This window comes from Phyllobacterium myrsinacearum (assembly GCF_014138285.1).
In the GTDB taxonomy this organism is placed as follows: domain Bacteria; phylum Pseudomonadota; class Alphaproteobacteria; order Rhizobiales; family Rhizobiaceae; genus Phyllobacterium; species Phyllobacterium myrsinacearum_A.
In genome coordinates this window covers 1,287,838-1,313,534 of the sequence record NZ_JACGXN010000001.1, presented here as the reverse complement: position 1 = coordinate 1,313,534, position 25,697 = coordinate 1,287,838, and the positions used below count along the sequence as shown (strand labels likewise).

Below are 25,697 nucleotides of genomic sequence, written 5' to 3'. Positions count from 1 at the left end.
AGGGAGGATTGAGATGCTGGAACTGCGGAATGTGTCCAAGGTGGTGGGTGGCAAGACCCATCTCGACAATATTTCGCTTGAGCTTCAACACGCTACGCTGAATGTCCTGTTGGGGCCGACACTATCAGGCAAGACCAGTCTGATGCGTATAATGGCGGGTCTCGATGTGCCGACGTCCGGCTCCATTTGGTTTGATGGCAAGAATGTCACTGGCGTTCCGGTGCAGAAGCGCTCTGTCGCCATGGTCTACCAGCAGTTCATCAACTACCCCGCTTTTACCGTCTATGAGAACATTGCCTCGCCGATGCGTGTGGCAGGCGCTGACAAGGCAACCATTGACCGGGAAGTGCGCAAGGCGGCTGAACTTCTCAAGCTGACACCCTATCTTGATCGTACGCCGCTCAGTCTTTCCGGCGGCCAGCAGCAGCGCACGGCACTGGCCCGTGCCATCGTCAAGAATGCAAAACTGGTGCTGCTTGACGAGCCGCTCGCCAATCTCGACTACAAGCTGCGCGAAGAATTGCGGCAGGAGCTACCGAAGATTTTCGCTGAAGCCGGGACGATCTTTGTCTACGCAACGACAGAGCCGCACGAGGCGCTTCTTCTCGGCGGGAACACCGCGACACTTTCGGAAGGCCGTATTACCCAGTTCGGCCCGACGATTGATGTTTTCCGCAAGCCTGATGATTTGATCACCGCCCAAACCTTCGCTGATCCGCCGCTTAACACGATTGCTCTCGCCAAGATCGGCAAGGCATTCCAGCTGGAAGGCGGGGTGGCCATGCCGGTACCGTCCAATCTCGGCGATATCACTGACGGCACCTATACCGTCGGTTTCCAGCCGCATCACGTTGGAACGAGCCGCCGCAATGCCGATGAAATCGCGCTTCGCGCCATCGTCACCGCGACTGAAATCACCGGTTCCGAGAGCTTTGTGCATTTGTCATTCGCGGATGCGCGCTGGACGATGCTGACTCACGGCATTCATATCTACACACCCGATGAAGTCATCGACATCTTCATTGATCCGCACAACCTGATGATCTTCGATGCGAACGGGAACTCCGTTACCCGCCGCCAGAAGCTTGCGGCATAGGGGAAAATCATGGCGCGCATTGATCTCAACCACATCCGCCACGCCTACGGTCCCAATCCGAAGTCGGATAAGGATTATGCCCTGCGGGAAGTGCATCATTCCTGGGAGGATGGTGGTGCTTACGCGCTGCTCGGTCCGTCCGGTTGCGGCAAGACCACATTGCTCAATATCATTTCCGGTCTGATTCATCCGTCGCATGGACAATTGCTGTTCAACGGGCAGGATGTCACCAATCTGTCGACGCAGGAGCGCAACATCGCCCAGGTGTTCCAGTTCCCCGTGATCTACGACACCATGACGGTTTATGACAATCTGGCCTTCCCACTGCGCAATCGCGGCGTGCCGGAAGCAGAAATCGACCGCAAGGTGCGCGAGACGCTTGATATGATCGATCTCGCAAGCTGGACCAACAAGAAGGCGCGTGGTCTGACCGCCGATCAGAAACAGAAGATCTCGCTCGGCCGCGGACTTGTCCGTTCTGACGTGAACGCCATCCTGTTTGACGAGCCGCTGACGGTTATCGATCCGCATATGAAATGGGTACTACGCTCGCAGTTGAAGCAGCTGCATCAGCGGTTCGGCTATACGATGGTTTACGTTACCCATGACCAGACGGAAGCACTCACCTTCGCCCAGAAAGTCGTCGTCATGTATGACGGCGAGATCGTTCAGATCGGCACACCCGAAGAGCTGTTCGAACGGCCAAAACATACATTCGTTGGCTATTTCATCGGTTCGCCCGGCATGAATGTCATGCCTGTTCAGCTGGCAGGGGATACCGCGCAGGTGGGCAGCCACACAATCAACCTGCCGGCTCCGGCAACGCCAGCCGGTGCCAAGAAACTCGAACTCGGCATTCGCCCGGAATATGTCCGGCTTGGCCGCCAAGGCATGCCGGTGACGATCGCCAAGGTCGAGGATATTGGCCGTCACAAGATCGTGCGCACCAAGCTGGAAAATCAGGACATCGCGGTCATCGTTGCCGAGGGCGAGGATATTCCTGCCGAGCCGCACATTGCCTTTGATCCGAAGGGCATCAACATCTACGCCGATTCCTGGCGCGTCGGGGGGAACTGAGCCATGGAAAAGACGTGGAACAACAAAGCCTGGTTCATGGTGCTGCCAGTGCTTCTGCTGGTGGCCTTCTCCGCAGTCATCCCGCTGATGACCGTGGTCAACTATTCGGTGCAGGACACATTCGGCAACAACCAGTTCTTCTGGGCCGGTACGGAATGGTTCACGGAAATCCTGCAGTCAGAACGCTTCCATTCCGCACTGATCCGCAATCTGATCTTCTCGTTCATCATTCTGGCGATCGAAATACCGCTCGGCATCATCATCGCGCTCAACATGCCGCGCAAGGGTCTGGGCGTTCCGGTCTGTCTTGTCCTGATGGCACTGCCGCTGCTCATTCCGTGGAACGTGGTGGGGACCATCTGGCAGGTGTTCGGCCGCGTCGATATCGGCCTTCTCGGTCACACGCTTGAAAGCCTCGGCATCAACTACAACTACGTGCAGAACCCGCTGCATGCTTGGTTCACGGTCATCCTCATGGACGTCTGGCACTGGACGAGCCTTGTCGTTCTGTTGTGCTACGCCGGTCTCGTGTCCATACCAGATGCCTTCTATCAGGCCGCCAAGATCGATGGTGCGTCACGCTGGGCCGTGTTCCGCTACATTCAACTGCCGAAGATGAACCGCGTTCTTCTGATTGCCGTGCTCCTGCGCTTCATGGACTCGTTCATGATCTACACGGAACCATTCGTGGTAACCGGCGGCGGCCCCGGCAATTCGACCACGTTCCTGTCCATCGATCTCGTTAAGATCGCCATTGGCCAGTTCGACCTCGGACCGGCCGCGGCCATGTCCATCGTCTACTTCCTGATCATCCTTCTTCTGTCATGGGTCTTCTATACGGTCATGACCAACTATGATGCGGAGCGCTGAGATGACCGCTGACAATACGACGCTCACGCGCACTACAACTGCTGGCAATCCTGAGCAGGCGAAGATCGACAAGGCATTGGCGCGGCGTATGCGCAAGCGCGGTGATGAATCGAAGTTCTGGTGGCTGGTGCCAACGCTCTACATCATCTTTCTGCTGCTGCCGATCTATTGGCTGGTCAATATGAGCTTCAAGACCAATCAGGAAATTCTCAACAGCTTTACCCTGTGGCCGCAGAATCCTACCCTCAACAACTATGCCATCATCTTCACGGATCCGGCATGGTATAACGGATATATCAATTCCATCATCTATGTCGTCATGAACATGGTGATCTCCGTGACGGTGGCGCTGCCCGCGGCCTATGCGTTCTCGCGCTACCGCTTTCTTGGTGACAAGCACCTGTTCTTCTGGCTGCTAACCAACCGCATGGCACCGCCAGCGGTGTTTGCGCTGCCGTTCTTCCAGCTCTATTCCGCCTTCGGATTGATCGATACGCACATCGCCGTGGCGCTGGCCCATTGCCTCTTCAACGTACCGCTCGCCGTGTGGATTCTCGAAGGCTTCATGTCGGGCGTGCCGAAAGAGATCGACGAAACAGCCTATATCGATGGCTATTCCTTCCCGCGCTTCTTCGTGAAGATCTTCATCCCGATGATCGCCAGCGGTATCGGTGTGGCAGCGTTCTTCTGCTTCATGTTCTCGTGGGTGGAATTGCTGATTGCCCGCACACTGACGACAACCGATGCCAAGCCGATCGCGGCGACGATGACCCGTACGGTTTCGGCATCGGGCATGGATTGGGGCCTGCTGGCGGCAGCCGGTGTGCTGACGCTGATCCCCGGCGCCATCGTCATCTATTTCGTGCGCAATTACATCGCCAAGGGCTTCGCCCTGGGGAGGGTATGATGAACTTCTCATGGATGGCATGGACGTTGCCGACAGCACTGTTCTTCCTGACAATTCTGGCGCTGCTGATCGGCATGGCCGTGTGGGAATACGTCTCCCCCGGCGGCAATCCGCGGGTCGGCATTTTGCGCTTTGAAACCACGCGCGGTGACCGGTTGTTCGTGTCGCTGCTTGGCAGCGCATTCATTCATCTTGCCTGGCTGGGGCTCGCTGGTCCCAACCTCTGGTGGGCTTTGGCTCTCTCCGTGGTTTACGCCGTTGGCGTGTTCCGCTTCGTTTAGGAAATGATATGGCGCCGGAATCGAAGGATTATTCCGGACAAAACGCCATGTTGAAACAGGGCAGCCGGTATCGTCCGGTTGTTCAGGCAATCGCAACTCTGGGAGGACTTCAATGCGAACGCGAATACTAACGACAACAACAGCACTGGCGCTGTTGCTCGGCGCAGGCTCCGCCTATGCCGGGATCGACGACGCCAAGAAATTCCTCGACAAGGAAATCGGCGATGTTTCCACGCTTGACCGTGCTGGTCAGGAAAAGGAAATGCAATGGTTCATCGATGCGGCGAAGCCTTTCGCCGGCATGGAGATCAAGGTTGTTTCGGAATCGCTGACCACGCACAGCTACGAATCGCAGGTGCTTGCGCCAGCATTCACCGCCATCACCGGCATCAAGGTCACCCATGACGTGATCCAGGAAGGTGACGTCGTCGAAAAAATCCAGACGCAGATGCAGACCGGCCAGAACCTTTATGACGGCTGGGTCAACGACAGCGATCTCATCGGCACGCACTGGCGCTACCAGCAGGTGCGCAATCTGACCGACTGGATGGCAGGCGAAGGCAAGGATGTGACCAATCCCGGTCTCGACCTTGATGACTTCATCGGCACCAAGTTCACGACAGCGCCGGACAAGAAGCTCTATCAGCTTCCTGACCAGCAGTTCGCCAACCTCTACTGGTTCCGCTACGACTGGTTCAACGACGAGAAGAACAAAGCTGACTTCAAGGCGAAGTATGGCTACGAGCTCGGCGTTCCAGTTAACTGGTCGGCCTACGAAGATATTGCTGAATTCTTCACTGGCCGCGATGTCGGCGGCAAGAAGGTCTACGGCCATATGGACTATGGCAAGAAAGATCCGTCGCTCGGCTGGCGCTTCACCGATGCCTGGCTCTCCATGGCCGGCAATGGTGACAAGGGCCTGCCGAACGGTCTGCCTGTCGACGAATGGGGCATCAAGGTCAACGAGAAGTCACAGCCGGTCGGTTCCTGCGTCGCACGCGGTGGTGATACAAACGGCCCGGCTGCTGTCTATTCGATCCAGAAGTACCTCGACTGGTTGAAGGCTTACGCACCGCCGGAAGCCCAGGGCATGACCTTCTCCGAATCCGGTCCAGTACCGGCACAGGGCAATGTCGCGCAGCAGATCTTCTGGTACACCGCCTTCACCGCCGACATGGTCAAGCCGGGCCTTCCCGTCATGAACGAAGATGGCACGCCGAAATGGCGCATGGCACCTTCGCCGCATGGCGTTTACTGGAAAGATGGCATGAAGCTTGGCTACCAGGATGTGGGTTCCTGGACGCTGATGAAGTCGACACCGACCGACCGTGCCAAGGCAGCTTGGCTTTATGCACAGTTCGTCACTTCGAAGACCGTTGACGTGAAGAAGAGCCAGCTTGGCCTGACCTTCATCCGTGAATCGACCATCCAGGACAAGAGCTTCACCAAGCGTGCACCGCAGCTCGGTGGTCTGATCGAGTTCTACCGCTCGCCGGCTCGCGTCCAGTGGTCGCCAACCGGTACCAACGTTCCTGATTATCCGAAGCTGGCACAGCTTTGGTGGCAGGCTGTTGGCGATGCTTCCTCCGGTGCGAAGACCGCACAGGCAGCCATGGACTCTCTCTGCGCCGAGCAGGAAAAGGTCATGGGTCGCATCGAGAAGTCTGGCGTACAGGGCGATATCGGTCCGAAACTGGCCGAAGAGCATGATCTGGCCTACTGGAATGCTGATGCCGTCAAGAACGGTCATCTGGCACCTCAGCTGAAGATCGATCAGGAAAAAGAAAAGCCCCAGACCATCAACTATGATGAGCTGGTCAAGAGCTGGAGCAAGTAAGCTCCGACGCGTCAATGAAAAGGGCGGTGTGCACACACCGCCCTTTTTTTCTTTTCTGCATCATTCCCGTCGCTGGATAACGCCCGCTGAAAGCTTGGTTAGTCGTGCGTTTCACCCGAGAAAGCAGTGGCCTGCATCGACGGACGCTGGCAATATTGCGCGTACCAGGCGGCAAGCCGTGGGCGTCCCTCGGCGAACGGATAAATGTTGCGAAATTCGATCCAGTTGAGCGTTGTCGCCAGAGCGATCTCACCAATCAGCGGTAAACCTTCAAGCGCGGCTTCCTTCTCGGCGAAATCACAGGCGGCGATTATCTTCTGCAACTGTGCGTCGCGCATGATAGCCCAGCGCACCGGTTCCGGCCTCCGCTCGGTTTCCCACCGCACAACGATACCGGAATCGGAAATACCCTGCGCCGCCGTCTGCAGGCGCAGTGTTTCCCAGCGTGCTTTGCCGGTTGCCGGTATGAGCATGCCTCCACCGGGAAGGGTGCTGAGATAGTCAGCGATGACAACAGAATCAAAAAGCGCAAGACCGTCGCCGTCAATCAGAACCGGAACCTTTCCCAGCGGGTTGAGCGCATAGACGTCTTCATTGCGCCGGGTCGGACTTGTTTCGTGGTGGATGACCTCAACCCTGTCGGCAAGACCGATTTCATGGATCGCGACCAGTATCTTGCGGGCATAGGGCGAGTGCGTCTGGTAAAGTAGCTTCATGGGTGTTTCCTGATTACGCGAGTCGGCACAGACAATCACCCGGCAAGGCCCGCGGATCAAGGGACCACTATAAGCCGTACACCTGAAGCAGGCTCTTCATGCGGCTTGTGGCAAGTTCTGGCTTGTCCAGAACATTGGCTTGATCGGCCAACCGGAAAATATCGGCATAATGAACGATACCACGCGCCGACTGCATGCCCGCAGGCATGGTGAAATGGCTTTGGTGACCATTGAGCCAGGCAAGAAAGACCACACCGGCCTTGTAATACTGCGTCGGTGCTTCGAAGATTTTGCGTGACAGCGGTACGGTGGGTTCAATCACATCGCGGAAGGCCTGCGTTTCGCCATCTGCCAGCAGCGCGAGCGCCTTCGACGCCTGCGGCGCGACCGCATCGAAAATGCCGAGCAAGGCATGGCTGTACCTTTCGCCGTCACCTTCGATCAGCTCGGCATAATTGAAATCATCGCCGGTGAAACATAAAATTTCTTCCGGCAGCCGCTTGCGCAGGGCAATCTCCTTGGAGTTGTCGAGCAGCGAAATCTTGATGCCCTCGACCTTGTCCCTGTTGTCATTGATAATGGCCAGTACGGTTTCCAGCGCCTGCTCAAAGACATGCGAGCCCCAGTAACCAGCAAGCTGCGGATCGAACATATCGCCGAGCCAGTGCAGGACAACCTTGTTCTGTGTCTGGCGCAGGATCTCGCCATACGCGGTCCGGTAGTCATCGGGCGATTTTGCTATTTTGGCCAGCGCCCTGCTGGCCATCATGACAGCCCGGCCGCCTTCCGCCTCGACAAAACCGATCTGTGTTTCATAGGCGGAGATTACATCCTGAAGAGTCTGAGTATTTTCCGGCGCCAGCTGGTCGGTCCCCGCACCGCAGGCGAGGTCGGCTCCCGGCACACTGCGCGCTTCGTTGAGCGAACGACGGATCAGTTCCTGTGCGCCGGTCCAGTCAAGTCCCATGCCGCGCTGCGCCGTGTCCATGGCCTCGGCAATTTTGAAACCGTGGGCCCACAGATGATGACGGAATGCCATTGTGGCATCCCAGTCGATGACAGGTGCACCCCAGGGAGAGCTGTCCTTGCGCGGGTCGGACACAACGTGAGCTGCGGCATAAGCGATACGATTGAAGGATGGCGGTGAGGTCGGCCGCGGTGTCGGTTCGCCCGAAAGGCGATAGGCAGAGAGTGTGCCATCTGCAGCGGGCAGGTCCAAAACTAGGCTCATCATATCGCTCCCGGTCATAACACGCGTTTTGTAATTTGGAACGTTCCAAAAAACAAGAGGAAAAATAACGAGCAAGAAATGGCTCGCTGTGTGCCGTATACAATCCAAGAGATGTCTTGAAAGCACAGTTATACGGCATTATTTGGTTGAAATAGCACCTTATTCTGCCTATCGGATCAATGCTGCTTCTAAAATAAGTCCCGTTTTCCACTTGACATATTTGGAACGTTCCAATTATATCTGCCTCCTGACTGTGGAGGAAGACCGTGAGCCGAAGCCGGACAACCGTTGTGGATATTGCGCATGCTGCTGGCGTGTCGAAATCCACCGTGTCGCTGGTTTTGCAGGGCAGCCCACTCGTCAATGAAAAGACCCGCGAAAAGGTCAACAGCGTCATCGCGGATCTCGGCTATATCTACAATCGGGGTGCAGCCAACCTGCGGCAGGCGCGGTCGAAAATCGTCGGCATCGTGGTCAATGATCTCACCAATAGTTTCTTCGCTGAGCTTGCTGTCGGCATGGACATGGTAGTCCAGTCGGCAGGTTACGTGCAGTTCCTCGCCCATAGCGGCGAGAGTGTCGACCGCCAGCGCGAAGTCATTGCATCCATGCGCGAGAACGGCATTGCCGGACTGATCCTGTCACCAGCACGCGGCACGGAGGCGGCTGACCTCAAGCCATTGATCGACAGCGGTATCCCTGTCGTGGTCGTGGTACGCAATCTGCCCGGCGCAAAGGTCTCCACCCTGCTTTCCGATAATTATACCGGCGCGAAGGCTGCTGTGCGCCATCTGGTTTCTCTTGGGCACAGGCGCATCGGGTTCATGGGCGGCTTTATCGATACGGCGGTCTTTGCCGAGCGGCTTCGCGGTTATCGTGATGCCTTGCAGGAAGCAGGCATTGCCGCCGATGACGCGCTGATTATTCATTCCGCTCCATCCCGTGCGGGCGGCGTCGCCGCCGTCGAGCGCATGATGTTGCATCCGGATCGGGCGACGGCGGCCCTGTGCCTTAATGATGCGGTGGCCTTCGGTGTCTGTGATGGTTTGCGCTCCGTCGGCATCGATCCCGGCAAGGGGTTTGGTGTGATCGGCTTTGATGATGTGATCGAGGCAAAGACCGCTGTGCCCGCTCTCACAACCGTTTCGGTCGACCCGCAAGGGATGGGCCAGCGTGCAGCCCAGCTTCTGCTCAAGCAGATCAATGCCGGCGGCAACGAGCAGGAGTCGCTGGTGACATCCGTACGCCTTGTGGTGCGGCAGAGTTGCGGTGCGCCGGTCAGGAACAATTATCTGGAGGAAATGGCATGACGCGTTGGGGATTGATCGGAGCGAGCACGATTGCGCATGAATGGGTGATCGACGCGATACGCGCCGAAGGCGGCGAGATCGTTTCCGTCATGAGCACCAGTGCCGAGCGTGGCCAGAAATATGCTGCCGATCATGGCATTGCCAAATCCGTCACCTCGGTCGATGCGCTGGTGCATGATCAGGATGTGGATGCGGTTTATATTTCGACGACCAATGAACTGCACAAAGATCAGGTGCTCGCCGCAGCGGCTGCCAGAAAACATGTCCTGTGTGAAAAACCGCTGGCCATGAGTCTGGCGGATGCGAAGGCCATGGTCGAAGCCTGTCACGCGGCCGGTGTGGTGCTCGGCACCAACCATCATCTGCGCAATGCCGCGAGCCATACAGCCATGCGCGATGCCATTGCCGCAGGCAAGATTGGCAAACCGCTCGCGGCCCGGGTCTTTCATGCGGTTTATCTTCCGCCGCACCTGCAGGGCTGGCGGCTCGACAAGCCGGAAGCCGGTGGCGGGGTTATTCTGGATATCACCGTGCATGACACAGATACCCTGCGTTATGTACTGGGCGACGATCCCGTCGAAGCGGTTGCCGCCAGTCAGATTGGCGGCCTTGGCAAGGTAGGCCTTGCGGATGGCGTCATGGGCGTGCTGCGATTCAAATCGGGCCTCATTGCACAGTTTCATGATGGTTTCACCACCAAATACGCCGAAACAGGTTTCGAGATACACGGATCCGAAGGCTCGCTCGTCGGCCGCAATGTCATGACGCAGCGGCCGATCGGCACCGTCACCCTGCGCAATGCCGAAGGCGAAACCGAGCTGAAGCTTGATCACAAGAACCTTTATGAAACCGGCATTGCCAAATTCCACGCTGCGATTCTTGGCAAGGGACAGCCGCCGGCAACCGGCGAAGATGGCGTCTGGTCGCTCGCTGCCGGTCTCGCGGTTACGGAAGCTGCCAAAACAGGCAACGTTCAGAAAATCAATCCAGGTCTTTGAAGAGAACGACACGCAAGCATGAGCAAGCACATTACCCCCGAAGAGGCGGCAAACCTTATCCCCGACGCAGCGATTGTTTCGGTCTCGTCGTCGAGCGGTCTTGGCTGTCCTGATCTGATGCTGAAAGCCATTGGCGCGCGCTTCGATGCCACGGGCCATCCGCGCGATCTGACCACGCTGCATCCTATTGCGGCCGGGGACATGAGTGGCATCAAGGGTATCGATCACATCGCCAAGAAGGGCTTGTTGAAACGCATTCTTGGCGGTTCCTATCCCTCCGGGCCATCGACTGCAGAGCCACCCTTGATCTGGCAGATGATCGGCAACGACGAAGTGGCGGCTTACAACATCCCCTCCGGAATCCTGTTTGACATGCACCGCGAGGCGGCAGCCAAGCGGCCGGGCGTTGTGACCAAAGTCGGACTTGATACGTTCGTTGATCCCGATCGTCAGGGCTGCGCCATGAATGCTTCGGCTGCCAGGGAGCCGGTGGTTCGCAAGATCGAGTTCGAGGGGGAAGAATGGCTGTTCTTCAAACCCGTTATCCCGCAGGTCGCCATCATCCGCGCCACCACGGCCGATGAGCGTGGCAACCTCACCTATGAGCACGAAGGCGCCACTCTCGGCGGTTTCGATCAGGCTCTGGCCGCGCGCAACAATGGCGGCATCGTCATTGCGCAGGTCAAGCGCATCACTAAGAGTGGTTCGCTCAAGCCGCATGATGTGCGCGTTCCTGGTATTCTCGTTGATTACGTCGTTGTTGATCCAGACCAGAAACAGACAACTCAGACCGTGTATGACCCGGCCATCTCAGGTGAAATCTTCCATCCGCTCGACGATTTCGCCTTGCCGGATTTCAACATCCAGAAGGTTATTGCCCGCCGTGTCGCGACGGAGCTTGAGTCAGGCAGCGCCGTCAACCTCGGTTTTGGCATCTCCGCCAATGTACCGCGCATTCTGCTCGAAGAGGGGCTGCACGGCGCCGTGACATGGGTGATCGAGCAAGGGCCGGTCGGCGGCATTCCGCTTCTCGATTTTGCTTTTGGCTGTGCCTCGAATGCCGAAGCTTTTGTGCCGTCACCGCACCAGTTCACCTATTTTCAGGGTGCCGGATTTGATGCCTCGCTCCTGTCGTTCCTCGAGATCGACAAATCAGGTTCGGTCAATGTGTCCAAACTCGGCTTCCGCCCGCACGTGACAGCGGGTGCCGGCGGTTTTGTCGACATCACGGCGCGCGCCCGCAAGATCGTCTTCTCCGGCATGTTCAATGCCGGTGCCAAGGTGCATGTCGCTGGCGGAAAGCTTGTCATCGAGAAGGAAGGCAAGCTGAAGAAGCTCGTCAATGAAGTCGAGCACGTCACCTTCTCCGGCCGCCGTGCCGTCGCGCAAGGACAGGACATCACCTATGTCACTGAGCGCTGCGTCATGGTTCTGCGCCCGGAAGGCGTCGTGCTCACTGAGATTGCGCCGGGTGTCGATCTGCAGACGCATATTCTTGATCAGTCGGAATTTCCGCTGGTTGTCGCCCGCGATCTGAAGCTGATGGCGGCGGAACTGTTCGCTGAGGGGCCGTTTGGTCTGAAGCTGCCGCAAAAGCCGGAAAGGACGCTCCATGGCTGATTCCCGCATTGATGTGAGTTTTGCCGGACCCGTCGCCACGATCACTGTGTCACGCCCGGAAAAACTCAACGCATTTGATATCGGCATGCTGAAGGAACTTTCAGCCGCCTGTGATGAGCTTGAGGCCAATTCCGATATTCGGGTGGCTATTCTGACTGGCGCCGGCAAGGCCTTCTCGGCGGGCGGCGATATCAAAGCCTGGGCGGCCATGACACCGAACGAATTCGGCCACGCCTGGGTCCGTTTCGGGCATCGTGTGTTCGAACGCTTGGCAACCCTGCGTGTACCATTGATTGCTGCTCTTAATGGTCATGCGCTGGGCGGCGGGCTTGAACTTGCCGCCGCTGCCGATATTCGTATTGCCGAGACGCATATCCGCATCGGCCTGCCGGAAACGGGTCTTGGCATGGTGCCGGGCTGGTCCGGCACGCAGCGTCTGGTTCGACGGTTCGGTGCGCAGGTTGTGCGGCGCATGGCGCTGGGCGGCGAGATTTTCAGCGCAACCGAAGCTGCTTCTCTGGGGATCATTGATCACGTGGTGGAGACTGGCGCCGCCGTAACCGCCGCACAGGCCTATGCCGAGCGGATCGCCAAGCGCGGACCGGCGGCAGTGGAAGTGGCCAAACTGATGATTGCGTCGGCAAACGGCGAAGACAATGGCACGGCGGTCGAAGCACTCGGCTCGATCCTCGTCGCAAAAACAGCGGACCTGAAAGAAGGTGTTTCGGCCTTTGCCGAAAAGCGTGAGCCCGTGTTCAAGGGAGAATGGTAATGACGGTACTGATGCGGCCGCAGGCGCTCGACAATTTCAAGGTCCGCGAATTTCAGATGCTGATCAACGGCAAATGGACCGACGGCGCAGAAGGCGGCGTGATCGAGCGTAAGAGCCCCGGACACGGCGTGGTGGTCTCGCGCTATCAGGCGGGAACGAAGGCCGATGCGGAACGCGCTATCCGTGCTGCCCGCAACGCTTTCGACAATGGTCCATGGTCACGCATGACGGGTGCCGATCGGTCGAATATTCTCTTGAAGGCGGCTGATCTGATCGCCGCTCGTTCCGAGGAACTCGCTTATCTTGATTGCATTGAATCCGGCAAACCAATTTCGCAGGCCAAGGGTGAGTTGGGCGGAGCGGTTGATATCTGGCGTTATGCCGCCGCGCTAGGCCGCGATCTGCATGGCGAAAGCTATAACACGCTGGGCGACGGTACGCTGGGTGTGGTTCTGCGCGAGGCGATCGGTGTCATATCCATCATCACGCCTTGGAACTTCCCGTTTCTTATCGTTAGCCAGAAACTGCCTTTTGCCCTGGCCGCAGGTTGCACGGCCGTTGTGAAGCCCTCCGAATTGACATCAGGGTCCACGCTTGTTCTCGGTGAAATCCTGATGGAAGCCGGTGTTCCCGCCGGTGTCGTCAATATCCTTGCCGGAACAGGCGCAGAAGTTGGCGCGCCGATGACCACGCATCCGGACGTTGATATGGTCTCATTCACGGGATCGACCCTCGTCGGCAAACTGACGATGGCCAATGCCGCCCAGACTTTGAAAAAGGTCTCGCTGGAGCTTGGCGGCAAGAACCCGCAGATTGTTTTCCCCGACGCGAATCTGGATGATTTCATCGATGCTGCGGTTTTCGGTGCCTATTTCAATGCGGGTGAATGCTGCAATGCCGGTTCGCGCCTGATTGTTCACCGCGATATTGCCGATGAAGTCACGCAGCGTGTCGCGGCGCTTTCGGCCAAGGTCAAGGTTGGTGATCCGCTCGATCCGCAAACCAAGGTCGGCGCGATCATCACCCCGGAACATCTGGCCAAGATCGACACCTATGTGCGCAATGCCACATCTGCTGGCGCTGCCATTTCCCACGGCGGTACGCCGCTGGATCTGGGGCTCGGACAGTATATGAGCCCGACCATTCTTTCGGCGGTGCAGCCGGATATGGCTGTCGCACGCGAAGAAGTCTTTGGCCCCGTGCTTTCTGTGTTAACGTTCGAGACCATGGAAGACGCCATACAGATCGCCAATTCCATCGATTATGGCCTTTCCGCGGGTGTTTGGAGCCGCGATTTCGATACGTGCCTGACCATAGGCCGCCGGGTCCGTGCCGGGACCATCTGGATGAACACGTTCATGGATGGCGCGTCCGAACTGCCTTTCGGTGGTTATCGCCAGTCCGGATTGGGTCGCGAGCTGGGGCGGCATGCGGTCGAGGACTATACCGAGACCAAGACCCTGAACATGCATATGGGGCCAAGAGCATTACTTTGGGCGTCGAATTAAATCGATTGTATTCGCCGTTCGGCTTATTGTATGAATGCATCAGGCTGAGGAATACGTGCAGTCTAGGGTAGTGGGAATTTTATCTTTTTTTCCTTGGGAGGAATGAAATGAACAAGCTGATGAATACAGTTGCCGCGGCAGCCATGCTGCTCGGTACGGCCACGATGGCCCGCGCTGCCGAAAACGTCGAAGTCCTGCATTGGTGGACATCCGGCGGTGAGGCAACAGCACTGGAAGTCCTGAAGAAGGATCTTGAAACGAAGGGCATCACGTGGTCCGACATGCCCGTTGCAGGCGGTGGTGGTACTGAAGCTATGACTGTGCTGCGCGCCCGTGTAACCGGCGGCAACCCTCCAACAGCCGTACAGGCTTTGGGCTTTGACATCACCGACTGGGCCAAACAGGGCGTTCTCGCCAACCTCGATGACGTTGCATCGAAGGAAAAGTGGGCCGACGTCATTCCTGGCGCACTGCAGAACTTCTCCAAATATGACGGTCACTGGATTGCTGCACCGGTAAACGTTCACTCCACCAACTGGATGTGGATCAACAAGGCCGCTCTCGACAAGGCTGGCGGCAAGGAACCAAAGAACTGGGACGAGCTGATTGCTCTTCTCGATAACTTCAAGAAGCAGGGCATCACGCCTATCGCCCACGGTGGTCAGCCATGGCAGGACGCAACGATTTTCGATGCGGTTGTCCTGTCGCTCGGCAATGACTTCTACAAGTCAGCTTTCATCGATCTCGATCCCAAGGCTTTGGGCGGCGAGAAGATGAAGGAAGCTTTTGATCGTATGACCAAGCTGCGCTCCTATGTGGATGACAATTTCTCCGGTCGCGACTGGAACCTTGCGTCCACCATGGTTATCGAAGGCAAGGCTGGCGTACAGTTCATGGGTGACTGGGCCAAGGGCGAATTTGTGAAGGCCAAGAAGGAGCCAGGCAAGGATTTCGTTTGCATGCGCTTCCCGGGCACACAGGGTTCCGTCACGTTCAACTCTGACCAATTCTTGTTCTTCAAGAAGAGTGAAGTTGAGCACAAGTCCCAGCTCGTCATGGCATCGGCCATTGAAAGCCCGACCTTCCAGTCAGCCTTCAATGTTGTGAAGGGTTCAGCTCCGGCTCGCACCGATGTCTCCGACGCAGCCTTCGATGCGTGCGGCAAGAAAGCTATCGCTGATCTTGCTGAAGCCAATAAGGCAGGCACGCTCTATGGCTCCATGGCTCATGGTTACGCCGTTCCCGCATCCATCAAGAACGCGATCTATGACGTGGTTACCCGTGAGTTCAACGGCGAGTTGACATCCGATGCGGCTGTCAAGGAACTTGTTTCCGCGGTTGATGCAGCCAAATAAGTGCACTCATTCTGTCCGGGGCAATACAGGCCCCGGACAGGTTTCCCGTGAATGTCCACGGCAATGACAAGAAATTAATAAGTTGAAGGGGTGAGGCTATGGATACCCGCAGCCGCATACAGGACTTGATACCCAAGCTGGTGTTGGGACCGAGCTTTCTGATCGTCCTGATCTTCGTTTACGGCTTTATCATTTATACGGGCATCCTGTCGTTCACCGACAGCAAGATGCTGCCGTCTTTTGGTTTTGTCGGACTGGAGAATTACCGTAAATTGTGGGCCCTCCCGCATTGGTGGCGAGCCATTTCCAATCTCGGTATTTTTGCCTCGCTCTATATCATTATCTGCACGGTCATCGGGCTTGGCCTTGCCATTCTGCTGGATCAGAAGATCCGCATCGAAGGCTTTCTGCGCCCGATCTATCTCTATCCCATGGCGCTGTCCTTCATCGTCACCGGCGTTGCGTGGAAGTGGTTTCTCGATCCCGGTATCGGCCTTGAAAACACCATGCACCAGTGGGGCTGGACCAGCTTCGCCTTCAACTGGATCAAGGATTCCAAGATGGCGATCTATACGGTGGTGATTGCCGCCGTGTGGCAGTCCTCCGGCTTCGTCATGGCCATGTTCCTTGCCGGTTTGCGCGGCGTCGACAATGAAATCATCAAGGCGGCGCAGATCGATGGTGCATCGACGACCATGATTTACCGCCGTATCATCATCCCGCTGATGCGCCCGGTCTTTCTGTCCGCTTTCGTCGTGCTGGCTCACCTTGCCATCAAGGCCTATGACCTTGTCATTGCGCTCACCGGCGGCGGACCCGGACAGGCAACCGAACTGCCTGCGACATTCATGTATTCCTACACGTTTACGCGCAATTCCATGGGCATCGGTGCTTCTTCGGCGATCATCATGCTGATCACGATTTTCGCAATCATCATTCCCTATCTCTATTCCGAAATTAGGGGAGGCAACAAATGAGCGCCCAGAGCCCCGACAACGCCATTTCCAGCGGCAAGCTAACCCGCGTCCTGATCTACATCGCGCTGCTGGTATTTGCCTTCTATTACCTGTTGCCGCTCTACGTCATGGTGGTGAATTCACTGAAAACTCTTGACGAAATCCGTCAGGGCGGCATGCTCTCGCCGCCGCATGAATGGACGATCGAGCCGTGGCTGGCAGCCTGGTCCACAGCCCAGATCGGTGTGCAGCCAACGGGTCTGAAGCCTTACTTCATCAACTCGATCATCATGGTTATTCCGGCTGTTGCCATTTCAACCGTGATGGGCGCGTTGAACGGCTATGTCCTGACCAAATGGAAGTTTCGTGGATCGAACGTCATGTTCGGCATGCTGCTGCTCGGCTGTTTCATTCCGTTCCAGATCGTCCTCATACCCATGGCGCGTGTTCTTGGAATGCTCGGCATGGCCGGAACAATCCAGGGCCTGGTGTTTGTTCATGTGATCTATGGCCTCGGTTTTACCACGCTGTATTTCCGCAACTACTACGAGGCGTTCCCGACTGAACTCGTCCGCGCCGCGCAGATCGATGGCGCGAGCTTCTTTCAGATTTTCTGGCGCATCCTGCTGCCGTCGTCGGGGCCGATCATCGTCGTGTCTGTCATCTGGCAGTTCACCAATATCTGGAACGACTTCCTTTTTGGCGCCTCGTTCTCGGGTTTCAGCAGCACACCGATGACCGTCGCGCTCAACAACCTCGTCAATTCGTCGACAGGCGTGAAGGAATACAACGTGCATTTCGCTGGCGCGATCCTCGCCGCACTGCCAACTCTTATCGTCTACATCGTTTCCGGGCGCTATTTCGTCCGTGGACTTATGTCCGGCGCCGTGAAGGGATAATCAAATGTCATTTCTCCAGATCAAAAACCTGCACAAGTCATACGGCAATGTCCCGATTTTGAAGGATATCAATATCGAGATCGACGAAGGCGGTTTCCTCGTCCTCGTCGGGCCTTCCGGTTGCGGCAAGTCCACCTTGCTCAATACCATTGCCGGACTAGAACCGATCAGCTCCGGTGATATCTCCATCAAGGGCAAATCGATCAACGGATTGCATCCGTCCAAGCGCGATATAGCCATGGTTTTCCAGTCCTATGCGCTTTATCCGAACATGACCGTCGGCGGAAATATCGCCTTTGGCATGGAAATTCGCGGTGTACCGAAAGAGGAGCGTGAGAAGGCCATCAAGCAGGTCGCCGACATGCTGCAGATCGGTCATCTGCTCGACCGCAAGCCGAGCCAGCTTTCGGGCGGTCAGCGCCAGCGCGTTGCCATGGGCCGTGCGCTCGTCCGCAACCCGCAGGTGTTCCTGTTCGATGAGCCGTTGTCCAATCTGGACGCCAAGCTGCGTGTCGACATGCGCACCGAAATCAAGCGCCTGCATCAGCGGATGAAGACAACGATTGTCTATGTGACCCACGATCAGATCGAGGCGATGACACTGGCAACCAAGATCGCTGTGCTCAAGGATGGTATCCTGCAGCAGTTCGGCACCCCCGCCGACATCTATAACAATCCGACCAATCTCTTTGTTGCCGACTTCATGGGTTCGCCCGCCATGAACCTGCTCAAGGCCAAGATAGAAGGTGGTGCATCGGACCTCTCCGTCGTACTCGACCGGCCGGATTCTTCGCCACTGCGGTTGCCGCTCAAGAAGAGCAACAGTTCGTTGGTCAGCCATTCCGGTAAAGATGTGATTTTCGGCATCCGCCCGGAGGCGCTGACCGATCCGGATGGCGCGGACCGCAACGCTACATCGCTGGTGGAAGGCGAGTGTCTGATCGACGTGGTCGAGCCGGCCGGTTCCGATACTTTTGCGGTGACCAAGCTTGGCAGCAAGGAAGTGGTCGCTCGCTTGCGTGCCGACGCCCATATCCTGCCCGGACAAAAAACGCAGCTGTCGTTCAATCTCGACAAGGCCGTGTTCTTTGATCCGACATCGCAGCTGCGTATCGGCGCATGAACGAATAATTTGCCATGAACGCCGCATCGCAACAGGGCCGGTCTCCCGATATTGTCATCATCGGTTCGGGGATTGGCGGGGCAACCATTGCCGCCGGTCTAGCCGGATCAGGGGCTGAAATCCTCATCCTTGAGGCAGGTGACCACCTGCCTGACCGGCTCGAAAACCGCGATCCGCGTGCCATTTTCCAGAAGGGCTTTTTCCGCCCCAAGGAGAACTGGTATGATGCGGAAGGCAAAGCGTTCAATCCCGGCAATTATTACAATGTTGGCGGCAATTCGAAATTCTATGGGGCGGTGCTGACGCGCTATCGCGCCGAGGATTTTGCCGAAATGCAGCATCTGGAAGGTGTCTCGCCTGCATGGCCTTTTGCCTATGAGGAAATCGAGCCCTGGTATGGCAAGGCTGAAGTGCTCTATCAGGTGCGCGGCATAGCCGGCGAAGACCCGACCGAACCGCAGCATTCAACACCCTATGGCTTTCCGCCTGTGCCAGACGAGGAGCCGATGGGTATCCTGCGCCGCCGCTTGCAGGTGGCCGGCGTGCATCCATTCTCGCTGCCGATTGGCGTCGATATCGACACATGGATGTCCCATGGCAAGACGCCTTGGGATGCGCACCCCAACAGTTTCAACGGCAAGATGGATGCGGAAACCACCGCTCTTTCCGCAGCATTGAAGCACAGCAATGTCCGCCTGCAGATCAATTCGCGCGTCACACGGCTGGAGACGGCAGCAGATGGAAAATCGATTGCCGCCGTGCATTATGTCAAAGACGGAACGGCTTCAGTCGTCAGGCCAGGGCTGGTGGTCCTGTCGGCTGGTGCTGTGCAATCCGCCGTGCTTCTGCTGCGCTCCGCCAACAGTAACAACCCTGCTGGCATTGCCAATCGCTCAGATCAGGTTGGCCGCAATTTCATGAACCACAATCTGTCGGCTGTAATCGGATTCGATCCGCGCTTCAAAAATGATTCTGTCTATCAGAAGACGTTCGGCTTCAATGATTACTACCTGTCAGACGGACAGGGCGGAGCGCCGCTTGGCAATGTGCAATTGCTCGGGCGGATCAGTGGGCCGGTGCTGAAATCCGACCTCAAGCTCGTACCCGAATGGATTCTTGACCGGTTCTGCAATCACACAGTGGATTTTCTCGCCATGAGCGAGGATGTGCCAAAACCGGAAAGCCGTGTTCGTATTGATGGCGACAGGATCATTCTGGAATGGGTGCGCAGCAACTGGCCAGCGCACCAGAAACTGGTTGCCCGGATCAAGTCGGTCTTGCGGGCCGCGGGGTTCCCCATCGTTCTGTCCAAAGCCTTTGACCGCAAGACACCATCGCATCAATGCGGCACAGTGCGGATGGGCACGGACCCCGCACAGGCTCCTCTTGATACCTACTGCCGCGCCTTTGACCACCCGAACCTGTTCGTTGTCGATGCGGCATTCCTGCCCACATCCGCCGCTGTCAATCCGGCATTGACCATCGCCGCACAGGCTCTGCGTGTCGCCGATCACATCATTGCCAAGGACCTGGCGTGATGACGGCCCGAGCGAAACCTGTCGCTGTCATCACGGGCGCACGGCGCGGCATCGGTCTGGGTATTGCCAAGGCGCTCGCAGCCAAGGGCTTTGACCTTGCCATCACTGACCTCGTGCGTGATGAAGCTGCAGAAACTGCTGTTGCAGTGCTGGAAGCACTCGGTTCAAAGGTTCACTTCATCGAAGCGGATCTGGCTGATCTTTCCAGCCACGCGCAAACCGTCAGCGCCGTCATATCGGCATTTGGCCGGATTGACTGTATGGTCAACAATGCAGGTATCGGCTCGAAAGTGCGCGGCGATTTCCTCGATCTTGATCCGGTAAACTACGATGCGATTTTCGCCATCAATGTGCGCGGCACTGTGTTTTTCACGCAAGCTATTCTGCGGGCCATGCTCGGTCAGACAGCCAATGTCTCGCCGCGGGTCATCATCAACATCACCTCGGTTTCCGCTGAAATGACCTCGCCGGAGCGACTTGACTACTGCATGACCAAGGCGGCGCTGGCATCGTTCACGCAAGGGTTGGCGGTGCGGCTTGCAGACGAAGGTATCAGCGTTTTCGACGTGCGCCCCGGCATCATCCGCTCCGACATGACGGCTGTCGCCGCAGCCAAGTACGACAAACGCATTGCCGAGGGGCTTGTGCCGATGCGGCGCTGGGGCGAGCCTGATGATCTTGGCCGTATCGTTGCGGCGCTTGCCAGCGGCGACTTCAATTTTGCCACCGGCTCAATCATCAACGCGGATGGCGCCCTTTCCATCAATCGACTTTAGCGGGTTTGCAGAACATGAATTACACCCCCCTCTGTCCTGTCGGACATCTCCCCCGCAAGGGGGGAGATCAGCCTTCATTACGATTTCGACTGGTTCTGGGACATCGAAAAATAGGCAAAAATGCCGATGACAATGTGATCTCCCCCCTTGTGGTGGAGATGCCCGACAGGGCAGAGGGGGGTGTCTGAGTTATGCAAAGTCTTTCCGGGAAATCACCTCCCTACGACTATATCATCACCGGTGCCGGTCCTGCGGGGTGCGTGCTTGCCAATCGTCTCAGCGAGGACCCTGAAGTAAAGGTCCTGCTGCTTGAGGCTGGTGGCGGCGACTGGAATCCGCTGTTCCATATGCCGGCCGGTTTTGCCAAGATGACCAAGGGCGTCGCCAGCTGGGGTTGGTCGACTGTCCCGCAGAAGCACATGAAAAACCGCGTGCTGCGCTATACGCAAGCCAAGGTCATCGGTGGCGGCTCCAGCATCAACGCGCAGCTTTACACGCGCGGCAATGCAACCGACTACGATCTGTGGGCATCGGACGACGGTTGTGCCGGTTGGAGCTATCGCGATGTACTGCCTTACTTCAAACGCGCTGAAGATAATCAGCGTTTTGCCGATGATTATCACTCCTATGGTGGTCCGCTCGGCGTTTCCATGCCTGTTGCGACACTACCGATCTGCGACGCCTATATCCGTGCCGGTCAGGAACTCGGCATTCCGTACAACCATGATTTCAATGGCAAGCAGCAGGCTGGCGTCGGGTTCTACCAATTGACCCAGCGTGATCGCCGCCGGTCGTCGGCGTCGATGGCCTATCTCGCTCCGATCAGGAGCCGCAAGAACCTGACCGTCCGCATGGGTGCGCAGGTCACGAAAATTGTAGTTGAGAACAGTCGCGCCGTCGGTGTCGAAATCGCGAAGGGGAATACCCGCGAAATTATCCGGGCCGAGCGGGAAGTACTTGTCAGTTCTGGTGCAATCGGTTCACCGAAACTGCTGCTGCAATCGGGCATCGGCGCCGCAGAACATCTGCGAAAAGTTGGCGTGCCGGTCGTGCATAATCTGCCCGGCGTTGGAGAAAACCTGCAGGATCATCTGGATCTGTTCGTGATTTCCGAGTGCACCGGCGATCACACCTATGATGGAGTGGCGAAACTGCACCGTACAGTCTGGGCCGGGTTGCAATATGTTTTGTTCCGGTCCGGTCCTGTTGCATCCAGTCTGTTTGAAACTGGCGGCTTCTGGTATGCTGATCCTGACGCCCGTTCGCCGGATATTCAGTTTCATCTCGGGCTGGGGTCCGGTATCGAGGCGGGTGTCGAGCGGCTCAAAAATGCAGGTGTCACCCTGAATTCCGCCTATCTGCATCCACGATCACGCGGCACAGTGCGTCTGCAGTCGTCTGATCCGCTGGCTGCGCCGTTGATCGATCCCAATTACTGGAGCGACCCGCATGATCGCAAGATGTCGATCGAAGGGTTGAAACTTGCCCGTGAGATCATGAGTCAGGCGGCATTGAAGCCCTTTGTGATGGCGGAACGGCTGCCGGGGCCAAAATACAATTCGGACGAGGAGTTGTTCGATTATGGTTGCGCCAACGCCAAGACCGATCACCATCCGGTTGGCACCTGCAAGATGGGAACAGACCCGATGGCCGTTGTCGATCTGGATTTGAAAGTGCACGGGCTGGATGGTCTTCGTGTCTGCGACAGTTCGGTCATGCCGCGTGTTCCCTCCTGCAATACCAATGCACCGACAATCATGATGGGGGAAAAAGGAGCGGATATCATCCGTAAACTCGCACCGCTGCCGCCTACGGTCTTCAGCTACGAGATGAATCAAAAACGCCCGCGAGCGCGGGCGGATATTCGCTGATATCAGAGAAAGAGCGGCGCGAGATCAGAGTGGTCTCAACGCCGCTCGATATGATTACTGATGCAGTCTTGTGTCGAGAAAGACACCTGCATCGCGCGCAGCGCTGATAAAGGCATGGCGCGCCTTGTGCGCAGATTTCCATCCGTCGAGAGCATCAAGGCAGGCCTGCAAGGCCCGGCGGTAGTTTGGTCCGGTTTTCGATGGCCAATAGTTTTGCAGGCATTCGATTGCTTCCCAGACGCTGGATATGGCTCTTTGGCCCGCAGCTCCCAGCTTGACCATAACCGGGATGGGAAACCGCTTGTCGTGCATCACTTCCTCCGTGAGTATTTGATGAACTGAACACGCCGTTTGGCATTGCCAGTATAACCCCTCAAATGAGTCAGTGATGAGTCTGGTTCCATGACAATTTCAATAAATTTTTTTGAACGCGAGAGCCCCCGTAAACACGGGTTGTTGATCAGTAGTTGGATGTAATCAGCGCATGTCCGCCGACATAGATCTGACTTCTTTCAGCAGCCAGTCAAGAAATATGCGCATGGCAGGGCGCTGCGGACGATCTTGCGGGCAAGTCAGCCAATAGGCGTGGCGGCTGACGAAGCCAAAGCCGTGCGGATTGACCAGCTTGCCGCTGGCAAGCTCATCAGCGATCAAACCGCGGGGCACCAGTGCGAGCCCTTGTCCGGCAATTGCCGCGCGGATAACAAGCGCATAGAAGCCGAAATGCGTGATGCGGTCCGGGGCGAAATCCATGATGCGCTGTGCTTCGGCAAATTCTTCCCAGCGTAATGGCGTGTGCTTGTGATCGAGCAATGGAAACTTGCCGATATCATCCGGTTTATTGATGCCGCCAAGCCGGGCAACGAAGTGCGGGGCGCCGACAAGCGCAACCTCGCGGCCGAAGAGATAGTGGTTGTCCTGTTCAGGCCAATCCCCTTCGCCAAACCGAAACGCCGCATCCGCCTGATTGATCAGGTCATTATTGGCAAAGGTCGACAGTTCAACATCGATATCCGGATGGGCGTCGGCGAAGCTGGCAAAGCGCGGAATCAGCCAGCGGTCGCCCATGATGGGTAAAATGTGCAGCTTGATGGCATTGGGTGATGACCCCAATGCAGCGACGCGCAAGGCCGCATTCTCCATGGCACCCAGCGCGATGCGGGCTTCAACCACATAAATCCTGCCGGCTTCCGTGGCGGAGAGCCCGTAGGGAGTGCGGATGAAAAGTGGCACACCAGCCAAGGCTTCCAATGCCAGCAATTGCTTGCTCACGGCACTCTGCGTCATGTTCAGTGCCTTGGCGCACGCCGTCGTGCTGCCATGTTCAGCAATTGCCGCAATGACCTGCAATCCACGTGTGGACGGGTATATTCGACCGGATACCATCGCCTTCGCCTTATCGCATCTTACAACAGAGGGTATTCCATTTTGGAATGGATATGCGAATTCATTTCGTTTGTCGTCCCCAAAACACAACCATAAGCTTCGGATAATAAGAAAAAGGGGAATGAACGACATGACCGAGCAGTCCGTCCGTCTATGGGGGGCTCGTTTCAGGACGAGTCCATCACCAGAGCTGACAGCGCTTTCCCGTTCGGAAAGCAGCTATTTCCGTCTCGTTCCGTATGATCTGACGTCTTCGATATCCCATGCACGGGAACTGGTACGCGCCGGGATTTTGACGCAAGCAGAAGCGGAAACGGTTTTCGCGGCTATCAAGCAGATTGCCGCCGATTACAAAGCAGGCAGTATAGAGCCTTCGCCTGCCGATGAGGACATCCATACATTTCTGGAACGTATCCTTGGCGAGCGTGTCGGCGGACTGGGCGGCAAGCTGCGGGCAGGCCGCTCACGCAATGATCAGGCCGCCAATGATCTGAAGCTGTACCTGCGTGATGTGGCACGCGGCCTTGGAACGGATATTCTCCTCTTGCAGCAGGCGCTGGTCGGGCAGGCTGAAGCGCATGTGGCGACACTGACATCCGGCTTCACCCATTTGCAACCGGCTCAGCCCATCAGTTTTGCGCATCAGCTTCTCGCCCACGCGCAGACATTTGCGCGTGATCTCGACCGATTGCGGGATTGGGACAGGCGTGCGGCACGTTCGCCGCTCGGTGCCGCCGCCATGGCGGGTTCAAGCATTGCCGTGCAGCCGGAGCTGTCGGCGCGCGAACTCGGCTATGATGCGCCGTGCGAAAACTCCATCGATGCGGTGGGCAGCCGTGATCACGTGGCGGAGTTCCTTTTTGTGACAGCGATGTTCGGCGTGCATATGTCGCGCCTTGCCGAGGAGTTGTTCCTGTGGTCATCGCGACAGTTTCGCTGGATCGAGATGGACGATGGTTATGCCACGGGGTCCTCGATCATGCCGCAGAAGAAGAATTGCGATATTGCCGAATTGACGCGCGGCCGCGCTTCCCGGCTGATCGGCAGCCTGACAACCATGCTCATCGCGCTGAAAGGGCTGCCTTTCGCCTATAACCGTGACCTTGCCGAGGATAAGCATGCCGCCTTCGACACGATCGATGCCTTGACGCTGGTTGTGCCTGCCATGGCTGGTCTGATCAGGACCATGCGTGTCAACGTCGATATCATGCGCAAGCAGTCGGTCGATGGCTTTACGCTGGCGACGGAGGTCGCCGACTGGTTGGCAAAAACAGGTGTTCCCTTCTCCGAGGCGCATGAAATCACCGGTGCGCTGGTGCGTTACTGTGAGGACAGGAACATTGGCCTTGAAGACTTGAGCGATGACGACCTTGCTTCCGTAGATGCGCGGTTGCTGCCCACGATCAAGGCCAGTCTGACTCCGCAGGCTGCTGTCGATGCGCGCAGGGGGTATGGTGGCACAGCGCCTGACCGCGTCAACGAACAGATCACGCAGCTCAAGGCTGTTTTGGAATCGCAGGCGAAATGGCTATCCTTGTACACCAGCCCCACAACGGCACTGGAGAGGTGA

General features: G+C 57.1%; 23 protein-coding genes. 19 read left to right on the top strand and 4 right to left on the bottom strand.

The features are described from left to right. Positions 1-13 precede the first annotated feature (13 nt). The 6 genes from FHW16_RS06540 (at position 14) to FHW16_RS06515 (ending at position 6,068) form a co-directional block, all read left to right on the top strand. Complete coding sequence (locus tag FHW16_RS06540) at positions 14-1,096, top strand: ABC transporter ATP-binding protein (protein ID WP_182548292.1); 1,083 nt, start codon at positions 14-16, stop codon at positions 1,094-1,096. A gap of 9 nt (positions 1,097-1,105) precedes the next feature. Continuing rightward, a complete protein-coding gene (locus FHW16_RS06535; RefSeq protein WP_182548291.1) occupies positions 1,106-2,173 on the top strand; it encodes an ABC transporter ATP-binding protein in 1,068 nt (355 codons plus the stop codon). A gap of 3 nt (positions 2,174-2,176) precedes the next feature. Continuing rightward, positions 2,177-3,043 (top strand): carbohydrate ABC transporter permease, encoded by an 867-nt coding sequence (locus FHW16_RS06530; RefSeq protein WP_182548290.1) that lies wholly within the window; start codon positions 2,177-2,179, stop codon positions 3,041-3,043. Positions 3,044-3,131: 88 nt separating this feature from the next. After that, positions 3,132-3,950 carry a carbohydrate ABC transporter permease gene (locus FHW16_RS06525; protein ID WP_182548951.1) on the top strand — a complete coding sequence of 273 codons (819 nt, stop codon included), beginning with the start codon at positions 3,132-3,134 and terminating at the stop codon, positions 3,948-3,950. After that, the gene (locus tag FHW16_RS06520) at positions 3,950-4,231 is read left to right on the top strand and encodes a DUF2160 domain-containing protein (RefSeq protein ID WP_182548289.1); all 282 of its coding nucleotides are present in this window, start codon (positions 3,950-3,952) and stop codon (positions 4,229-4,231) included. Before FHW16_RS06525 ends, FHW16_RS06520 begins: the two co-directional genes overlap by 1 nt. A 112-nt stretch (positions 4,232-4,343) precedes the next feature. Then, positions 4,344-6,068, top strand: a complete 1,725-nt coding sequence (locus FHW16_RS06515) for an ABC transporter substrate-binding protein (protein WP_182548288.1) — start codon at positions 4,344-4,346, stop codon at positions 6,066-6,068. 98 nt (positions 6,069-6,166) lie between these two features. On the opposite strand, the gene FHW16_RS06510 is transcribed toward FHW16_RS06515, so the two are convergent. Then, positions 6,167-6,784, bottom strand: a complete 618-nt coding sequence (locus FHW16_RS06510; protein ID WP_182548287.1) for a glutathione S-transferase family protein — start codon at positions 6,782-6,784, stop codon at positions 6,167-6,169. Positions 6,785-6,851: 67 nt separating this feature from the next. Then, positions 6,852-8,015: a dihydrodipicolinate synthase family protein gene (locus tag FHW16_RS06505; protein WP_182548286.1), complete on the bottom strand. Its 1,164-nt coding sequence runs from the start codon at positions 8,013-8,015 to the stop codon at positions 6,852-6,854. A 266-nt stretch (positions 8,016-8,281) separates the two neighbouring features. Between FHW16_RS06505 and FHW16_RS06500 the strand changes: the two genes are divergently transcribed. The 12 genes from FHW16_RS06500 (at position 8,282) to FHW16_RS06445 (ending at position 22,741) form a co-directional block, all read left to right on the top strand. Then, positions 8,282-9,325, top strand: coding sequence for a substrate-binding domain-containing protein (locus tag FHW16_RS06500; protein WP_182548285.1), 1,044 nt, complete (start codon positions 8,282-8,284; stop codon positions 9,323-9,325). Further along, positions 9,322-10,323 (top strand): Gfo/Idh/MocA family protein, encoded by a 1,002-nt coding sequence (locus FHW16_RS06495; protein ID WP_182548284.1) that lies wholly within the window; start codon positions 9,322-9,324, stop codon positions 10,321-10,323. Before FHW16_RS06500 ends, FHW16_RS06495 begins: the two co-directional genes overlap by 4 nt. An 18-nt stretch (positions 10,324-10,341) precedes the next feature. Beyond that, complete coding sequence (locus tag FHW16_RS06490) at positions 10,342-11,943, top strand: acyl CoA:acetate/3-ketoacid CoA transferase (protein WP_182548283.1); 1,602 nt, start codon at positions 10,342-10,344, stop codon at positions 11,941-11,943. After that, a complete protein-coding gene (locus FHW16_RS06485) occupies positions 11,936-12,715 on the top strand; it encodes an enoyl-CoA hydratase/isomerase family protein (RefSeq protein WP_182548282.1) in 780 nt (259 codons plus the stop codon). Before FHW16_RS06490 ends, FHW16_RS06485 begins: the two co-directional genes overlap by 8 nt. Beyond that, positions 12,715-14,223, top strand: coding sequence for an aldehyde dehydrogenase family protein (locus FHW16_RS06480; RefSeq protein WP_182548281.1), 1,509 nt, complete (start codon positions 12,715-12,717; stop codon positions 14,221-14,223). The genes FHW16_RS06485 and FHW16_RS06480 overlap by 1 nt, the downstream gene beginning before the upstream one ends. A 107-nt stretch (positions 14,224-14,330) precedes the next feature. Next, on the top strand, positions 14,331-15,578 hold the full coding sequence (locus FHW16_RS06475; RefSeq protein ID WP_182548280.1) for an ABC transporter substrate-binding protein: 1,248 nt from the start codon (positions 14,331-14,333) through the stop codon (positions 15,576-15,578). Between the two features lie 98 nt (positions 15,579-15,676). After that, entirely contained in the window at positions 15,677-16,555 is an 879-nt protein-coding gene (locus FHW16_RS06470; RefSeq protein WP_182548279.1) for a carbohydrate ABC transporter permease, read from the top strand. Then, a complete protein-coding gene (locus FHW16_RS06465) occupies positions 16,552-17,433 on the top strand; it encodes a carbohydrate ABC transporter permease (RefSeq protein ID WP_182548278.1) in 882 nt (293 codons plus the stop codon). The genes FHW16_RS06470 and FHW16_RS06465 overlap by 4 nt, the downstream gene beginning before the upstream one ends. A gap of 4 nt (positions 17,434-17,437) precedes the next feature. Then, a complete protein-coding gene (locus tag FHW16_RS06460; RefSeq protein ID WP_182548277.1) occupies positions 17,438-18,556 on the top strand; it encodes an ABC transporter ATP-binding protein in 1,119 nt (372 codons plus the stop codon). A gap of 14 nt (positions 18,557-18,570) precedes the next feature. Continuing rightward, positions 18,571-20,094 carry a GMC oxidoreductase gene (locus tag FHW16_RS06455; RefSeq protein WP_182548276.1) on the top strand — a complete coding sequence of 508 codons (1,524 nt, stop codon included), beginning with the start codon at positions 18,571-18,573 and terminating at the stop codon, positions 20,092-20,094. Beyond that, positions 20,094-20,870 carry a 3-ketoacyl-ACP reductase gene (locus FHW16_RS06450; RefSeq protein ID WP_182548275.1) on the top strand — a complete coding sequence of 259 codons (777 nt, stop codon included), beginning with the start codon at positions 20,094-20,096 and terminating at the stop codon, positions 20,868-20,870. The genes FHW16_RS06455 and FHW16_RS06450 overlap by 1 nt, the downstream gene beginning before the upstream one ends. 191 nt (positions 20,871-21,061) lie before the next feature. Next, entirely contained in the window at positions 21,062-22,741 is a 1,680-nt protein-coding gene (locus FHW16_RS06445; protein WP_182548274.1) for a GMC family oxidoreductase, read from the top strand. Positions 22,742-22,795: 54 nt separating this feature from the next. On the opposite strand, the gene FHW16_RS06440 is transcribed toward FHW16_RS06445, so the two are convergent. Then, entirely contained in the window at positions 22,796-23,053 is a 258-nt protein-coding gene (locus tag FHW16_RS06440; RefSeq protein ID WP_182548273.1) for a DUF982 domain-containing protein, read from the bottom strand. Between the two features lie 165 nt (positions 23,054-23,218). Beyond that, the gene (locus FHW16_RS06435; RefSeq protein WP_182548272.1) at positions 23,219-24,127 is read right to left on the bottom strand and encodes a LysR substrate-binding domain-containing protein; all 909 of its coding nucleotides are present in this window, start codon (positions 24,125-24,127) and stop codon (positions 23,219-23,221) included. A 130-nt stretch (positions 24,128-24,257) separates the two neighbouring features. Between FHW16_RS06435 and argH the strand changes: the two genes are divergently transcribed. Next, positions 24,258-25,697 carry an argininosuccinate lyase gene (argH, locus tag FHW16_RS06430; protein ID WP_182548950.1) on the top strand — a complete coding sequence of 480 codons (1,440 nt, stop codon included), beginning with the start codon at positions 24,258-24,260 and terminating at the stop codon, positions 25,695-25,697.

What these genes read in the sequence shown, in the direction of transcription:
- FHW16_RS06445 (WP_182548274.1), top strand. Translation starts at nt 21,062, where the DNA reads ATGCAAAGTCTTTCCGGGAAATCACCTCCCTACGACTATATCATCACC.
- FHW16_RS06540 (WP_182548292.1), top strand. Translation starts at nt 14, where the DNA reads ATGCTGGAACTGCGGAATGTGTCCAAGGTGGTGGGTGGCAAGACCCAT.
- FHW16_RS06530 (WP_182548290.1), top strand. Translation starts at nt 2,177, where the DNA reads ATGGAAAAGACGTGGAACAACAAAGCCTGGTTCATGGTGCTGCCAGTG.
- argH (WP_182548950.1), top strand. Translation starts at nt 24,258, where the DNA reads ATGACCGAGCAGTCCGTCCGTCTATGGGGGGCTCGTTTCAGGACGAGT.
- FHW16_RS06495 (WP_182548284.1), top strand. Translation starts at nt 9,322, where the DNA reads ATGACGCGTTGGGGATTGATCGGAGCGAGCACGATTGCGCATGAATGG.
- FHW16_RS06450 (WP_182548275.1), top strand. Translation starts at nt 20,094, where the DNA reads ATGACGGCCCGAGCGAAACCTGTCGCTGTCATCACGGGCGCACGGCGC.
- FHW16_RS06480 (WP_182548281.1), top strand. Translation starts at nt 12,715, where the DNA reads ATGACGGTACTGATGCGGCCGCAGGCGCTCGACAATTTCAAGGTCCGC.
- FHW16_RS06490 (WP_182548283.1), top strand. Translation starts at nt 10,342, where the DNA reads ATGAGCAAGCACATTACCCCCGAAGAGGCGGCAAACCTTATCCCCGAC.
- FHW16_RS06515 (WP_182548288.1), top strand. Translation starts at nt 4,344, where the DNA reads ATGCGAACGCGAATACTAACGACAACAACAGCACTGGCGCTGTTGCTC.
- FHW16_RS06460 (WP_182548277.1), top strand. Translation starts at nt 17,438, where the DNA reads ATGTCATTTCTCCAGATCAAAAACCTGCACAAGTCATACGGCAATGTC.
- FHW16_RS06455 (WP_182548276.1), top strand. Translation starts at nt 18,571, where the DNA reads ATGAACGCCGCATCGCAACAGGGCCGGTCTCCCGATATTGTCATCATC.
- FHW16_RS06465 (WP_182548278.1), top strand. Translation starts at nt 16,552, where the DNA reads ATGAGCGCCCAGAGCCCCGACAACGCCATTTCCAGCGGCAAGCTAACC.
- FHW16_RS06535 (WP_182548291.1), top strand. Translation starts at nt 1,106, where the DNA reads ATGGCGCGCATTGATCTCAACCACATCCGCCACGCCTACGGTCCCAAT.
- FHW16_RS06520 (WP_182548289.1), top strand. Translation starts at nt 3,950, where the DNA reads ATGAACTTCTCATGGATGGCATGGACGTTGCCGACAGCACTGTTCTTC.
- FHW16_RS06470 (WP_182548279.1), top strand. Translation starts at nt 15,677, where the DNA reads ATGGATACCCGCAGCCGCATACAGGACTTGATACCCAAGCTGGTGTTG.
- FHW16_RS06485 (WP_182548282.1), top strand. Translation starts at nt 11,936, where the DNA reads ATGGCTGATTCCCGCATTGATGTGAGTTTTGCCGGACCCGTCGCCACG.
- FHW16_RS06510 (WP_182548287.1), bottom strand. Translation starts at nt 6,784, where the DNA reads ATGAAGCTACTTTACCAGACGCACTCGCCCTATGCCCGCAAGATACTG.
- FHW16_RS06475 (WP_182548280.1), top strand. Translation starts at nt 14,331, where the DNA reads ATGAACAAGCTGATGAATACAGTTGCCGCGGCAGCCATGCTGCTCGGT.
- FHW16_RS06525 (WP_182548951.1), top strand. Translation starts at nt 3,132, where the DNA reads ATGCGCAAGCGCGGTGATGAATCGAAGTTCTGGTGGCTGGTGCCAACG.
- FHW16_RS06435 (WP_182548272.1), bottom strand. Translation starts at nt 24,127, where the DNA reads ATGGTATCCGGTCGAATATACCCGTCCACACGTGGATTGCAGGTCATT.
- FHW16_RS06505 (WP_182548286.1), bottom strand. Translation starts at nt 8,015, where the DNA reads ATGAGCCTAGTTTTGGACCTGCCCGCTGCAGATGGCACACTCTCTGCC.
- FHW16_RS06440 (WP_182548273.1), bottom strand. Translation starts at nt 23,053, where the DNA reads ATGCACGACAAGCGGTTTCCCATCCCGGTTATGGTCAAGCTGGGAGCT.